Origin of the sequence: Enterococcus sp. DIV0574, from assembly GCF_051711125.1 — a bacterium.
Taxonomy (GTDB): Bacteria; Bacillota; Bacilli; order Lactobacillales; family Enterococcaceae; genus Enterococcus_D; species Enterococcus_D gallinarum.
In genome coordinates this window covers 2,147,287-2,160,183 of sequence record NZ_JBIOMA010000001.1, presented here as the reverse complement: position 1 = coordinate 2,160,183, position 12,897 = coordinate 2,147,287, and the positions used below count along the sequence as shown (strand labels likewise).

The window sequence follows — 12,897 nt, the reverse complement described above, 5'->3', positions numbered from 1 at the left end:
TCTTCTAGGTGACCAGAAACAATTCTACGGGATCATCCCAGTAAACACCTCAATCCCAGAGTGCTTTCTAGATGGTTCTTTTGAGTGAAGCAATTAGGGTTCATTTGTTGCTTAAACAGTGGTTCATGCGCGAGGATCCGCGTTTGATGATCGAAAGGAGACTAAGTGCATAAAATGATGCTGATGTATGCATGTTTATTATTTATCGGATTACAAATTTGGCTAACCAGACATGGAGCATTTATCCAGCAGATTCGCTTCCGCACACTGATAGCCGGATCCTTATTAGTATTAGTCATTGCCGTTATGCTATTTGGCAGGACAACGATTGCCCCGGTGATCTTGACAACACTGACTGTTGGTTGCAGTACGTTGCTGATCACAAAATTTTCTCAAATTGGTGCGCAGAAGGAGTGGACAAAATGAAAAGACAACTAGGAATCTCTATTTATCCAGACCACAGCAGTAATGACGAAGACAAAGCTTATTTAGAATTGGCTCAACGCTATGGATTTAGTCGAATTTTTATGAGCATGTTAGAAGTGACAGAAGGCAAAGAAATTGTTCGCAAGAAATTCTCAGAATTATTAAGATTTGCCAAATCACTTGGCTACGAAACGATTTTGGATGTTGCACCGGCAATTTTTGAAGAGCTGGAAATTTCTTATGATGATTTGACGTTTTTCCACGAATTGGGTGCGGATGGCATCCGCTTGGATTTAGGTTTTGACGGCAGCAAAGAAGCAATGCTGACTTATAATCCGTTTGGATTGGCGATCGAGCTAAATATGAGCAACGACGTCGCTTATTTAGACAATATTTTGACGTATCAAGCAAACTTGCCTTTCTTATATGGCTGTCACAATTTTTATCCTCAGGAAGGCACCGCATTACCGTATGAGTTCTTCGAAAAATGCAGCCAGCGTTTTAAAGCCAAAGGAATTCGAACTGCCGCTTTTATCACTTCACAGTCTGGAACGATCGGTCCATGGGATATCAATGACGGATTACCGACATTAGAGATGCATCGACATTTACCTGTAGAGATCGCAGCAAAACATCTCTTTGCAACAGGATTGATCGATGATGTAATCATTGGGAATGCCTATGCCTCAGAAGCAGAACTTGCAGCACTTGGCGCAATCAATCGTTACCAAACAGAATTTTCGGTGACTTTTACACCGGAGAGCACTTCATGCGAACGAAAGATCGTTCTGAAAGAGCAGCATTACCGTCGAGGGGACATTACTGATCGGATGATTCGATCAACAGAAGTCCGAAAAAAATACAAGCAATTTGATAACCCAGCCCACGATAATCTGGAGGAATTCCAACCTGGAGATATTGTGATCGGCAACGATGATTTTGGCAAGTACAAAAACGAATTACAGGTGGTGTTGACCCCTCATTGCGATCCGCGAAAAAATAAAGTTGGATCAATTGTCGCAGAAGAACGGCTGTTGTTGTCGTATATTCATCCGTGGACCAAATTTAAATTTACCGAGAGGAATGATTAACATGTTGGATATGATTATCCGCCAGGCACGTACACTCAATGAAGAGATTTTCGATATCGGGATCCAGCAAGGGAAAATTTGCCAGATCGCAAAAACGATCGAAGAATCCGCACAAAAGGAGTGGACACTTCTTCCGAATCAGTATCTTTCGGCAGGCTGGATTGATGATCATGTCCATTGTTTTGAAGAAATGAGCTTGTACTATGATTATCCCGATCAGATCGGTGTGGCAAAAGGTGTAACGACAGTAATCGATGCGGGGACTACTGGCGCCGAAAATATTCATCGTTTCTACGAATTCGCACAAGCAGCCAAAACGAATGTCTTTGCGCTTGTCAATATTTCAAAATGGGGCATCGTCGAACAAGATGAATTAGCCGATCTTTCTAAGATCAAGGGGGATCTGATCACAAAGGCCCTAAATGAATTTCCTGACTTCATCGTGGGGTTAAAAGCGAGAATGAGCAGGACAGTGATTGGCGAAAATGGCATCACTCCATTGAAATTAGCCAAAAATATCCAAAAAGAACACCCAGGCCTACCATTGATGGTTCATATTGGTTCAGCACCACCAGATTTGGCTGACATTTTGTCTTGTTTAGAGAAAGGTGACGTTCTGACCCACTGTTTCAATGGCAAGGAAAATGGTATTTTAGATCGTCAGTCAAATACCATCAAATCGTTTGTTTTTGATGCTTATGGCAAAGGTGTTGCTTTTGATATTGGTCATGGTACAGATAGTTTCAATTTTTCGGTGGCAGAAAAAGCCTATGCCGCCAATTTGAAAGCTGCTTCTATCAGCACCGATATTTATATACGTAACCGTATGAAGGGTCCGGTATATGATTTGGCTACTACTATGGAGAAATTAGCCGTTGTCGGTTATAGTTGGCAAGAAATCATCGAGAAAGTAACATTGGCACCAGCTCGTCAGTTTCAACTAAAAGGAAAAGGTGCGATCGAAGAAGAAATGGATGCTGATTTCACGATCTTTGAATTCAAAGAAGCAGCCAAAGTACTGATTGATTCAAATGGGAACAAGCGAAGTATTGATCGACAGATCATTCCGTTAAAGACTATAATTGGAGGACAAGTATATGACATTGAATATGACTAAACTTGGCTTGAAGCAAGTCATCAATGCTTCTGGTAAAATGACGATTCTCGGTGTTTCTAAAGTGAGCGAAGGTGTCTTAACAGCCCAACGCTTTGGTGGGGAACACTTTTTTGAGATGAGCGAGTTAGCAGTCAAAACAGGGGCCTATTTGGCCAAACTACTTCAAGTTGAAGATGCTCAAATCGTCTCTTCAGCTTCTGCTGGAATTGCTCAATCTGTGGCAGCAGTCATTGGACAAGGCTCATCATTCCATCTTTACCATCCTTATTCAGAAAAGATTCAGCGTCGAGAGATCATCTTGCCGAAGGGACACAATGTGGATTATGGCACACCTGTTGAAGTGATGGTTCAACAAGGTGGAGGCCAAGTTGTTGAGGCAGGCTATGCCAATATGTGCTCTGTTGACCATATTGCTCAGATGATCAGTCCCCAGACAGCTGCGATTCTCTATATCAAAAGTCATCATACAGTACAAAAAAGTATGCTTTCAGTAAAGGAAACAGCTCAAGTCGCAAAACAGTCGGGCATCCCTTTGATCGTGGATGCGGCAGCGGAAGAGGATCTTTTCAGGTACATCCAGGAGGGTGCCGATTTAGTGATCTACTCCGGAGCTAAGGCTTTGTCTGGGCCAAGTGCTGGTTTAGTGATCGGTCGTAAAGAACTAATAGAATGGGTGAGACTGCAATCCAAAGGCATCGGGCGTTCCATGAAGATCGGTAAAGAAAATATGATGGGGCTTACGCAAGCAGTAGAAGAGTATCTGGCTGAAGGAAGTGAGTCTGGCGCTTCCATGAAGCATCGTTTGGAACCCTTCGTCGCAGCACTCAATCAAATTACTGGCTTGTCTGCAGATATCGTCCAAGATGGTGCAGGGAGAGACATTTATCGCGCCCGGGTTCGGGTCCAAAATGGGCCATCGGCGATGGAAGTGATCCAGAAATTAAAGGTAGAAGAACCAGCCATCTATACGAGAGAATATCAAGCAAATCACGGCATTATTGAATTTGATATTCGGGCAGTCACAGAAACTGAAATGCATGTGATTGTCAATCGATTAAAAGAAATCATGAATCCGGAGGAACCAAAAGAATGAAAAAATCCCCGACTTATTTAGAAGATCGAATTTGTTTAAACGTTTTAGCTAACTCAGTGGAAAACGCCAAAGAATGTTTTGAAGCAGCCGAAGGGAAAATCTTATTAGGCGTTCTTTCCAAAAATTATTCCACGGATGAAGCAGCGATTGAAGACATGAAAAAATACCAAGCAGAAATAGAAAATGCATTATCAGTTGGTCTCGGTGCCGGTGATCCGAATCAGAGCGAGATGGTCTCTCGAATTTCTGCTGTGTTGCAGCCGCAACATGTCAATCAAGTATTCACGGGAGCTGCAACATCTCGGGCGTTGTTAGGACAAGAAGAAACTATTGTTAATGCATTAGTTTCTCCGACAGGCAAAGTCGGCTTTGTCAATATTGCCACTGGCCCGTTAAGTTCACAGGAAGAACCCACTGAGGTTCCTCTTGAAACGGCGATTGCATTACTCAAGGATATGGGCGCTAGTTCAATCAAATATTTCCCTATGAAAGGATTGGCGCACAAAGAAGAATATCAAGTGGTGGCAAAAGCTTGTGCAGCTCATGACTTTTATCTTGAACCGACCGGTGGGATTGATTTGGATAACTTTGCAGAAATCTTGCAGATTGCTGTGGATGCAGGAGTCAAGAAAATCATTCCTCACGTGTATAGCTCGATCATTGATCCAGAGACGGGCGATACCCGTCCGGAAGATGTGAGACGATTACTGAAGATGATGAAAGATTCATTGAAGTAAGAGTGAAGGAGGAATTGTGATGCGAATCGGTGCATACGGTGAAGTCATGCTGCGCTTGACACCACCTGAATATCGGACATTAGAACAAACCCATTCGCTGCGGATGGATTTTACAGGAACGGGCGTAAATATTTTAGGAAATCTGGCGCACTTCAATCTTTCAGCATCCTTATTGACGAAAGTACCAAAAAACCGTTTGGGTGATGCGGCCAAAGCGAATTTGCAAACTTATGGTATCAAGACAGAATTTATTGGTCAGGCACACAATCATATCGGCAGTTATTTTGCTGAAGTTGGTTTTGGCGCTCGCCCCACCTATGTGACGTATCAGAACCGCCGCGGTAGTTCATTTGGGGTTTCCGGACCTGCAACTTATCCCATCACTGAATATTTAGAAACGATCGATCTTTTGCATATTTGTGGTATTTCGTTGAGCTTGACCGAAGAAACGTGGCAAACCGCGATAACATTGGCAAAACAAGCTACTTTGAAGAACATCAAAGTTTGCTTCGATTTTAATTTTCGTCCCAGTCTGAATTTGGAAGAAGGACAGCGAGAAATCTTAAAAAAACGTTACGAAGCGATTCTGCCTTATTGTGATTTGGTATTTGGGTCTGTACGAGATTTGCACGGTCTTTTGGGATTTGGTGAGCAGCTGCCTATTGATGGACTAGAGGAACAGCAAATCGTTCAGGCCTTTATGGCGCAGTACGGGATTGAATGGTTTACAGGAACCAGACGGATAGCCAGTGAAGACAAACAGTTTATCAGCGGGATGATCTACACTAAAGAAGAAACTGTTGAAACTGCACCTCAATTGTTACAAGTGCTAGATCGAATCGGTGCAGGGGATGCATATGCAGCAGGTATTCTTTTAGGATATGCCGAGAAATGGCCACTAAAAAAAACCGCGGATTTTGCTATCACCAATGCTGTATTGGCCCATACGATGTTAGGAGATGTTCCCTTGATTACACGGGAACAAGTAGAGCAAGTGCTAAAGAATCCTGGGGTAGATTTATTTCGTTGAGTATTATTCGCTAGGATATACAAAGCACGCGTAAACAATAATAAATCATCCAACAAAGAGCGTTTGATGGCGAATCAGTGACTGCCGTCAAAAGGGCTCTTTGTTGGATGATTTTTGTTTTATTCGACAGGTAAGAAGACGAACAACAAGTGAATGGATTGTCGAGGGGGATATCAAGCAGCCGTTTTCATTGATTATTGATTCAGGTAGCGTTCGGCTTTCTTTTCGGGAATCACCCAAAGAAGTAGAACGAGACTATCGAGACTGATCACAAAAAGCGGATGAATCAACCAGCCAAGGAGCAATGCCACAATGTTGACAAAAAGAGTAAAGGTTAATTTCTGATAGCGTTGAAATAGTTTCCTAATGGTTGGATTATTTTGGCTTTCCCGGCTTAATGCTCGTCCTAACAAATAATAGCTAAAATCAGTCAAGAAAATCACAGCACCATAGAGCATTTGAGGAGCGAGGGACAGCGGGTATTGACTGACCCACGAAGTAACAAAAGGAAAAAGCGACAACGAGAGTATCAGCAAATGATTGGCCCATAATGTCCATCCATCAATATGTTCTGCAACTTGAAAGAGATGATGATGATTGTTCCAATAAATGGCCAGCATCACAAAACTGATCAAATAAATGATAAACTGATGTTCGATGCCTAGAAACGCTTGAAAGGTATCGTTTTTTGGTTGGTGAAGTTCTAAGACCAGCAAAGTCATCACGATAGCAATCACTGCATCTGTAAAGGCCTCGATTCGGTTCTTTGACATAACATGCTCCTTTCAGAATAGTAAATCAGTGTTAGTTTACGTCAATAGATACGATTCGTCTATCAAAGAGAATTGCAATAAAAAAAGGACAGTGATATAAGATCAAAGCTAACTCAAAAGGCAACGGTGAGTATGCCTTTGTGTCTGAAACTTCTCATTGCGAGAAGCATTAGCAGTATCTTATTTCATCGTCCTAATGGATTATTGTTTGACAGTGAATGTCAAATCAAATTGAGAAGGGTGGATGTAACGAAATTTTGGTCCTTGGCTATCGTCGATGATCAATTCGATCAATTCGCTGTTGATTTTTTTGACCTCAGTGATTTGATGCCCTTGGTCGTCACAAAGTTCAATCACCGCTTCTGGATAAATTGATTTGAGCTGATTGTATTTTGTGATAAAGGCGTTGACGATAGCAGCAGACGCAGTCAAGTCAGTATATTCTGGCATATTCTTCCTCCTTATTTAGTAATCAAGAATGAGTGGATGCGTTTGTCTAGTTAGACTCTTTATCTAAAACACCATATAAAAATAAATCAATGGCCTGATAGAGTTCAGTTTCTTTCTCTGCTGAATCTAAGTATGAAGCAATGAGAATAAACATTTGGCTGACAATAAACTGATAGGAAAGTTCGTTTCGTAATCGTAGTTCACTTGTTTGAAAAAGGCGAATAAATGGTTGCTGATAGTTTTCTTTCCAAATCAAGTAGAGTTTTCTGGCGGTTTCTTCAGAGACGGTATGTTTGATATCATCCATCATTAAGTAGAAATTGAAAGGGTGACGTTTTTGCAGAAATCGAGCCATCCGTTGCAGTTTCTCTGCTAAGGAGTCATTGGGATCATTAACGATCTGATATAAGTTTTCAGATACATCTATCGCTAACCGCGCAAGAACACCGTAATAAATATCTTCTTTTCTTTTGAAATGATAATACAAATTAGGCTGAGTAATGCCTAACAACTCCGCGATTTGTCTTGTTGAAGTTCCTTTATACCCTTGTTGCATGAACAACTGTTCAGCCACGTCTAAAATCTCATCTTGCATTATTTTCACTCCGGTTGGTTTTTATCTGCTGTTTTACAGAACGTAATAAAAAAGCTTTTCTTTGGATAGAGACAGCATTTTTTTTGAGAAAAACCTGGTAATTTTTCTCACGAATGACCGTCAATAGTTCGCGATAGATCAATAAAGCAGCCATAAGCGCTTCCTGGCAGTCTTCATCGATCTGAGGCATCATGGACAAGGCTTCATCGTACAGTTTTTCTGCTAGCAGAGCTTCAAACTCCCAAAGCTGGATAAAGGATTCAGTGACCTTTTTTTGTCTGAGGTGTTGAATGGTAATCTCAAACCGCTGCATCGTTTCTTTTGGTAAATAAATTCGATTCATCGCAAGATCTTCCCCAATATCCCGGAGAATATTCGTTCGCTGCATAGCTTCCCCTAGCTTCTTGGCCGGTTCTTGGATCTTGCCTGCCTGACTAGATAAAATCGGCAGCAACATCAACCCGACACTTCCAGCAACAAAGTAGCTGTAGCTACTCAAATCAGCCTCCGTTTCAGGTGGCTGAAAATTTAGATCCATCCTCTGTCCTGCGAGCATATCATAAAATGGCTGGAACTGTAAATCATATTTCGCAAAGACAACAGAAAGAGCCCGCCATAAAGGGGCATCCAGGACCTTTCCGCAAGCCATTTGTCGTAACCCGTGTTCTAGTTCATTTAATTTAACGATGTCTTGATAACGATCGAAGGCATCGTCTGCTTGCCGACAAAAGGCATAGACGGCAAATACGGAACGTGCTTTTTCTGAGGGTAATTGCGAAAAAGCACTGTAGAAACTTTTCGAATGTTTTTTGATGATTTGCTCGCAATAAGCAAAGTCTTCCTTATATCGTTCAAAAAGCGTGCTTTCCTTATTGATCATCTTTTAGTAACTCCTCTACGGCAAGCTTTGCACTTTGCATCACGATTGGGACACCGGCTCCTGGGTGAGTGCTGCTGCCACAAAAATACAAACCTTCTGCGTAAGCAAACTTATTATGAGGACGATAGTAATTGCTTTGAGATAATGTCGGTTTCAATCCGAAAGTCGCCCCGTTATAAGCGTTGTAGTGGTCTTTGAAATCTTGTGGTGTATAGTAGGTTTCAAAAACGATATGCTCATCGATATCGTTGAAAATCGTTTTTTCTTTTAGCGTGTGGATAATTTTGTTGCGGTAATTCGTGATTGTATTAGGTTGCCAATCATTAAACTTGGACAGCTCGGGAACTGGCACCAACACATACAAGCCTTCGTGACCCTCGGGTGCTAGTGAGGCATCTTTCAATGTGGGACGATAGAGATAAAAGGAAGGATCTTCTGGCAAAACACCAGTCTCAAAAAGGTCATCGACATTTTTTTTGAAGTCTTCGGCAAAGTAGATGCTATGCAAGCCATTGGCTTCATATTTTTTATCCAGCCCTAGGTACAAGAGAAAACATGAACAAGAATAGGCCATTCGGCTGATTTTTTTATTGGTGTATTTGCCCCGATTTTTTTCATTAGGAATCAATTCTTGCATCGCATAAGGAAAATCAGCCGCACAGACAATCGCATCTGCTGAATGGATGTGCCCATTTAGACGAATCCCTGTTGCTCGCTTGTTTTCAATGATCAGTTCTTCGATCGGTGAGTCATAATGAATCACGCCGCCTAATTCTTCAAATAAGCGAGCCAGCGAAGTCGCTAATGTATACATACCGCCTTTGATGAAATAGACGCCATAGAACAACTCGATCATAGGGATGATCGTATAAAGAGAGGGCCCTTGATAGGGAGAAACCCCGATATACAATGTTTGAAAGGCTAGCGACTTGCGCAAGCGGTCATCTTTAACAAACTTTGAGATCGAAGTGTAGGCATCGTTGAATGTTTTCAATTTCATTCCTGCCCAAAGGGATTGAGGATTATAAAAATCCCAGAATCCTCGAAACGATTTAGTGATGAAAGCTTCTTTTGCAATCACGTAGCGTTTATAAATATCTGCCAGAAAGGCGAAATAACCTTGGGCATCTTCTTCAGAAATCCCTTCTAATGTTTTAGTGAGTTCAATCAGATCATTGGAAAAGGTGAGAGGTGCTTCATCAGCAAAGTAGAGCTGCAGCATAGGATCAACCTTTTCCATCGGGATATAGTCATCTGGATCGACACCGCATAGTTCAAAAATCTCGCGATAAATCTCCGGCATCATAACAATGGTCGGGCCGACATCAAATGTAAAACCAGCTTGCTTGATTTGGTTCATTTTGCCACCGGGCTGGCTTTCTTTTTCGTATAGTGTGACCGCATAACCTGCTTGTTGCAATCTGACAGCGGCGGATAGTCCTGCGACACCGCCGCCGACAACGATAATTTTTTTCATGAGAACTCCTTATCAAATATTTCTTGGCTTCAGATTAATCGTGTTGTGTTTTTGTGTGTTCTTTTTCCTTTAAGACACCGTCTTCCATTACAAGCACCCGATCACAATAATCAGTTAGTCGGGTATCATGGGTCACCATAATCGTCGCTTTATTTTTTTCCTTTGTTTCTTGCGCAAGAATTTTGACTACTTCATAGGCTTTTTCGGAATCCAGACTGGCTGTTGGTTCATCCGCCAAAATAATTGTTGGGTCATGATACAAAGCTCTAGCGATCGCCACCCGTTGACGTTCCCCACCGGAGAGATCTTCAGGGTATTTGTTTTGCAATTTATCGATTCCTAATTGGGTAAATAAATCTTGGGCAGATTGGGTTTTATTCTCTTTGCTGACTTTGTCGACTAGTTTCAGTTGCTTTTTAACGGTCAAGAATGGGACAAGATTGGAAGCTTGAAGAATAAAACCGATCTCTTTGAATCGTAATTTGGCCCGATTTTTTTCTTTCTGGTCACTAAAAGGCTGATCGTTGATCAAAACTTCACCAGCTGTAGGTGCTTGTAATCCTCCCGCAATAGTTAAAAAAGTACTTTTACCTGAACCAGAGGGTCCAATGATGGCGACAAATTCTCCTTTTTCAACGGAAAAGTTTGTCTCTTTCAAAGCCTCAATCATCGTATCTCCATCTTTGAAGGTTTTCTTCACATCTTTAAATTCAATGGCACTCATTTTTATCCTCCTATCCAATAGCTTTCAATGGGTCAATCTTAACAATCGTTCTTACTGAGAAGAAAGCACCGACAATCGCAATCAAAATCATCAACACACTAATACCTGCAAAAAAGAGGCTGTTTACTTGAAAGGGCACAGCTTGTGGCAAGACCAACGCCGTTCCGATCGTCGCCGCTAATCCTACCAATACGCCCACCGTTGCTAAAAGGAAAGTTTGTGCGATGACAGAAAATGCGATGTAACGACTAGAAATTCCTTGTGCCTTCATGACACCAAAAATATCAGATTTCTGCATAGTCAAGACATAAATAAAGATCCCGATAACGATGGCAGCAATGACGATCAAGAAGCCGATCATAAACCCAAAGGTTAGCACTTGAGCACTATAACCAGGCAATTCATTGATGAAATCACTAATTTTGGTTGCTGTTAATTCATCCGGTACTTCTTCAACTGTTCCTCGCGTAACGATGGCATTGATGCGGGCTTTATCGCTGGTATCTTTTGTTTCAAAGCGAATTTCTTGATAGGCACCAATCGTCGTGTAGAGAACAGGTGCGACATTGAAGCGAGCATTTTCTGTAAAGCCGACGATCTTCAGTTTCTTTTCATTGCCGGCTAATTTGACGGTATCGCCGATCTTAATGTCGTATTCCTCTTTCAAACTGCTGTCAGCAACTGCCTCATCGTCGTTCGCGAAAAGTTCGCCTTCCGTGAGTTTAGGAGCCAAGAATTGATCTGGTTCGATCCCAAAAAAGCTGACATCAACTTTTTCACCACCGGAATCCTTGGTGATCACACCCGCAGTTTGAGCCAATACAGCTTTCTCATCTGCTTTGACTTCATCATAGAGATTACGAGGGATCATGGACATATTCAAATTGTTATTCGCTTCCTCGGCTAATAAAATCTCTGATGCCGACCATTTATCGACAGCAGTTCGGTTTTCTTGGGCAAGACCATAGGCTAGCCCCGTCAAGAAAAAAACTAAGTAAGCGATCAAAAACATGACACCGGTAACCAGTGCATACCGCAATTTAGAATGGCGGATTTCATTTATTGCTAAAAACATACAACTTCCTCCTAGAAATTTTATCAGGTGATAAAATCAAGTTACCACATTCTTATTCAGCTGCAAAATTTATTGCTTTGGCATGGATTCTTCCTTCCTGCAAAGATCTGACAGAAAAGCTGAAAAAAAGCCTAGGAAAAGCGATAGAACAAAAATCCTGATACCTGGCAATCCATAGAGGAATCAGGAAAAAACTTGCAAGAGTGAACAATGCTTCGTCTCCTAATCACAATTAAGCGTTTCGTTTGAGTAGGAACAATCAATCCTGATAGACTAATAGTGGATATTTTTATGGAAAGAGGAGATAGAAATGAAACAGTATGTGCGTTTTGGTGTGATGATTTTAGTATCGACGGTCGTGATGTTTGGGATGATGTACTTGAATGTTTTTCAATGGGATCATATCTTTTATAGTCAGACTCGATTATTTATGGCGTTGATGATGGGGGCCGTGATGGCGATGATCATGCTCTTATTTATGTGGAAAATGTACGAAAATAAGAAATGGAATCTAGCGATTTTAGCTGTCAGTGTACTCGTATTCTGTGGTTCACTTTTCATGGTGCGCTCCCAAACGGCTGTTGATGATGTGAAATGGATGAAAGCAATGATTCCTCATCATTCGATTGCCATTTTAACCAGTACCAATGCTGCCATCAAAGATCCTGAGGTCAAAGAACTAGCGGATGATATTATCCAAACTCAAAAAGAAGAAATTGAAAAGATGAAAGAAATGATCGAACGACTAGAAAAATGAAACAAAGCCGGATCTTGACGTCTTAGCTCAAGAAGTCGGCTTTTTTCATTCGTTGTTCATAGCAATCAGAAAAAGCGCTGTTAAATTTGATCGGATCTGTGAGCATTTCATGGATCTTTGCTAAGCCTGCGATATTTTTTGAATAGCCGAGCCAAAAGGTCAAGTGATGGTGGGGACCGTATTTTTGCTGAATGTATTCAAATGCCTCTTGGCAAAGATTATCAGGATCAGAAAGGCTCTTTCTTTCGATGGCAAAGTAAATCGTGCGTTCGAGAATCCGATAAAAATCAAGATCACGATCAGCTTCTGAAATGATTTTGCCATAGATGGATCGTGGCTCATAGGAGAGGGAAGCACGATGATCTTCGACGGCTTCTCCGATTATTTTACGCTGTTCTTTGGTAAAGTAATCCGCCAAAAAAGCATCTGATTCTACCATAGATCTTGAAGCGCGTTCATGATTTTTTCGTCCTTTTAATAGACCAAGATCATGAAAGACAGCAACAGTAGAGACAATGTCTAAGTCAACCGATAATGGGGCAGCGATTTCTATACTGTTTTCGAGCACTTGATAGACGTGCTCAGGGGAGTGACTTGTGTCTAATTGCTTGTATTGTGGAATGATTGTTGTTTCTAAATAATGCATTAGCTGTGGGTTGACCATCAAAAACC

The 12,897-nt window shown here is 41.5% G+C and carries 15 protein-coding genes; 7 read left to right on the top strand and 8 right to left on the bottom strand.

Features of this window, described 5'->3' with window-relative positions; genetic code table 11:
• Window positions 1-174 precede the first annotated feature (174 nt).
• The 6 genes from IGJ45_RS10460 to IGJ45_RS10435 are packed head-to-tail and all read left to right on the top strand — an operon-like array spanning window position 175 to window position 5,494.
• Window positions 175-426 carry a hypothetical protein gene (locus IGJ45_RS10460; protein ID WP_216661509.1) on the top strand — a complete coding sequence of 84 codons (252 nt, stop codon included), beginning with the start codon at window positions 175-177 and terminating at the stop codon, window positions 424-426.
• On the top strand, window positions 423-1,517 hold the full coding sequence (locus tag IGJ45_RS10455; protein ID WP_081131655.1) for a DUF871 domain-containing protein: 1,095 nt from the start codon (window positions 423-425) through the stop codon (window positions 1,515-1,517). The genes IGJ45_RS10460 and IGJ45_RS10455 overlap by 4 nt, the downstream gene beginning before the upstream one ends.
• Window position 1,518: 1 nt before the next feature.
• Window positions 1,519-2,634, top strand: a complete 1,116-nt coding sequence (locus IGJ45_RS10450; protein WP_279282163.1) for an amidohydrolase/deacetylase family metallohydrolase — start codon at window positions 1,519-1,521, stop codon at window positions 2,632-2,634.
• On the top strand, window positions 2,615-3,727 hold the full coding sequence (locus tag IGJ45_RS10445; RefSeq protein ID WP_409531452.1) for a DgaE family pyridoxal phosphate-dependent ammonia lyase: 1,113 nt from the start codon (window positions 2,615-2,617) through the stop codon (window positions 3,725-3,727). The genes IGJ45_RS10450 and IGJ45_RS10445 overlap by 20 nt, the downstream gene beginning before the upstream one ends.
• Window positions 3,724-4,464, top strand: coding sequence for a 2-dehydro-3-deoxy-phosphogluconate aldolase (dagF, locus tag IGJ45_RS10440; RefSeq protein WP_138372081.1), 741 nt, complete (start codon window positions 3,724-3,726; stop codon window positions 4,462-4,464). Before IGJ45_RS10445 ends, dagF begins: the two co-directional genes overlap by 4 nt.
• Window positions 4,465-4,480: 16 nt before the next feature.
• Window positions 4,481-5,494: a sugar kinase gene (locus tag IGJ45_RS10435; protein ID WP_138372080.1), complete on the top strand. Its 1,014-nt coding sequence runs from the start codon at window positions 4,481-4,483 to the stop codon at window positions 5,492-5,494.
• A 194-nt stretch (window positions 5,495-5,688) separates the two neighbouring features.
• Here the strand turns inward: IGJ45_RS10435 and IGJ45_RS10430 are convergent, their stop codons facing one another.
• The 7 genes from IGJ45_RS10430 to IGJ45_RS10400 form a co-directional block, all read right to left on the bottom strand.
• Entirely contained in the window at window positions 5,689-6,267 is a 579-nt protein-coding gene (locus IGJ45_RS10430; RefSeq protein ID WP_081131650.1) for a TMEM175 family protein, read from the bottom strand.
• Window positions 6,268-6,468: 201 nt separating this feature from the next.
• The gene (locus IGJ45_RS10425) at window positions 6,469-6,717 is read right to left on the bottom strand and encodes a hypothetical protein (protein WP_005471087.1); all 249 of its coding nucleotides are present in this window, start codon (window positions 6,715-6,717) and stop codon (window positions 6,469-6,471) included.
• 46 nt (window positions 6,718-6,763) lie between these two features.
• The gene (locus tag IGJ45_RS10420; protein WP_005471088.1) at window positions 6,764-7,312 is read right to left on the bottom strand and encodes a TetR/AcrR family transcriptional regulator; all 549 of its coding nucleotides are present in this window, start codon (window positions 7,310-7,312) and stop codon (window positions 6,764-6,766) included.
• Window positions 7,302-8,192: a phytoene/squalene synthase family protein gene (locus tag IGJ45_RS10415; protein WP_438768676.1), complete on the bottom strand. Its 891-nt coding sequence runs from the start codon at window positions 8,190-8,192 to the stop codon at window positions 7,302-7,304. Before IGJ45_RS10415 ends, IGJ45_RS10420 begins: the two co-directional genes overlap by 11 nt.
• Entirely contained in the window at window positions 8,182-9,669 is a 1,488-nt protein-coding gene (locus tag IGJ45_RS10410; RefSeq protein WP_349703824.1) for a phytoene desaturase family protein, read from the bottom strand. Before IGJ45_RS10410 ends, IGJ45_RS10415 begins: the two co-directional genes overlap by 11 nt.
• A gap of 34 nt (window positions 9,670-9,703) precedes the next feature.
• The gene (locus IGJ45_RS10405) at window positions 9,704-10,393 is read right to left on the bottom strand and encodes an ABC transporter ATP-binding protein (RefSeq protein WP_003126143.1); all 690 of its coding nucleotides are present in this window, start codon (window positions 10,391-10,393) and stop codon (window positions 9,704-9,706) included.
• A gap of 10 nt (window positions 10,394-10,403) precedes the next feature.
• Window positions 10,404-11,468, bottom strand: a complete 1,065-nt coding sequence (locus IGJ45_RS10400) for an ABC transporter permease (protein ID WP_103299638.1) — start codon at window positions 11,466-11,468, stop codon at window positions 10,404-10,406.
• Between the two features lie 310 nt (window positions 11,469-11,778).
• On the opposite strand from IGJ45_RS10400, the gene IGJ45_RS10395 reads away from it, so the two are divergent.
• Window positions 11,779-12,225: a DUF305 domain-containing protein gene (locus IGJ45_RS10395; protein WP_003126146.1), complete on the top strand. Its 447-nt coding sequence runs from the start codon at window positions 11,779-11,781 to the stop codon at window positions 12,223-12,225.
• A gap of 22 nt (window positions 12,226-12,247) precedes the next feature.
• Here the strand turns inward: IGJ45_RS10395 and IGJ45_RS10390 are convergent, their stop codons facing one another.
• Window positions 12,248-12,889 carry an HD domain-containing protein gene (locus IGJ45_RS10390; RefSeq protein ID WP_138372076.1) on the bottom strand — a complete coding sequence of 214 codons (642 nt, stop codon included), beginning with the start codon at window positions 12,887-12,889 and terminating at the stop codon, window positions 12,248-12,250.
• Window positions 12,890-12,897: the final 8 nt, after the last annotated feature.

Coding starts and splice junctions, on each gene's coding strand:
- IGJ45_RS10460 (WP_216661509.1), top strand. CDS start 175: ATGATGCTGATGTATGCATGTTTATTATTTATCGGATTACAAATTTGG.
- IGJ45_RS10455 (WP_081131655.1), top strand. CDS start 423: ATGAAAAGACAACTAGGAATCTCTATTTATCCAGACCACAGCAGTAAT.
- IGJ45_RS10450 (WP_279282163.1), top strand. CDS start 1,519: ATGTTGGATATGATTATCCGCCAGGCACGTACACTCAATGAAGAGATT.
- IGJ45_RS10445 (WP_409531452.1), top strand. CDS start 2,615: ATGACATTGAATATGACTAAACTTGGCTTGAAGCAAGTCATCAATGCT.
- dagF (WP_138372081.1), top strand. CDS start 3,724: ATGAAAAAATCCCCGACTTATTTAGAAGATCGAATTTGTTTAAACGTT.
- IGJ45_RS10430 (WP_081131650.1), bottom strand. CDS start 6,267: ATGTCAAAGAACCGAATCGAGGCCTTTACAGATGCAGTGATTGCTATC.
- IGJ45_RS10425 (WP_005471087.1), bottom strand. CDS start 6,717: ATGCCAGAATATACTGACTTGACTGCGTCTGCTGCTATCGTCAACGCC.
- IGJ45_RS10420 (WP_005471088.1), bottom strand. CDS start 7,312: ATGCAAGATGAGATTTTAGACGTGGCTGAACAGTTGTTCATGCAACAA.
- IGJ45_RS10415 (WP_438768676.1), bottom strand. CDS start 8,192: ATGATCAATAAGGAAAGCACGCTTTTTGAACGATATAAGGAAGACTTT.
- IGJ45_RS10410 (WP_349703824.1), bottom strand. CDS start 9,669: ATGAAAAAAATTATCGTTGTCGGCGGCGGTGTCGCAGGACTATCCGCC.
- IGJ45_RS10405 (WP_003126143.1), bottom strand. CDS start 10,393: ATGAGTGCCATTGAATTTAAAGATGTGAAGAAAACCTTCAAAGATGGA.
- IGJ45_RS10400 (WP_103299638.1), bottom strand. CDS start 11,468: ATGTTTTTAGCAATAAATGAAATCCGCCATTCTAAATTGCGGTATGCA.
- IGJ45_RS10395 (WP_003126146.1), top strand. CDS start 11,779: ATGAAACAGTATGTGCGTTTTGGTGTGATGATTTTAGTATCGACGGTC.
- IGJ45_RS10390 (WP_138372076.1), bottom strand. CDS start 12,889: ATGGTCAACCCACAGCTAATGCATTATTTAGAAACAACAATCATTCCA.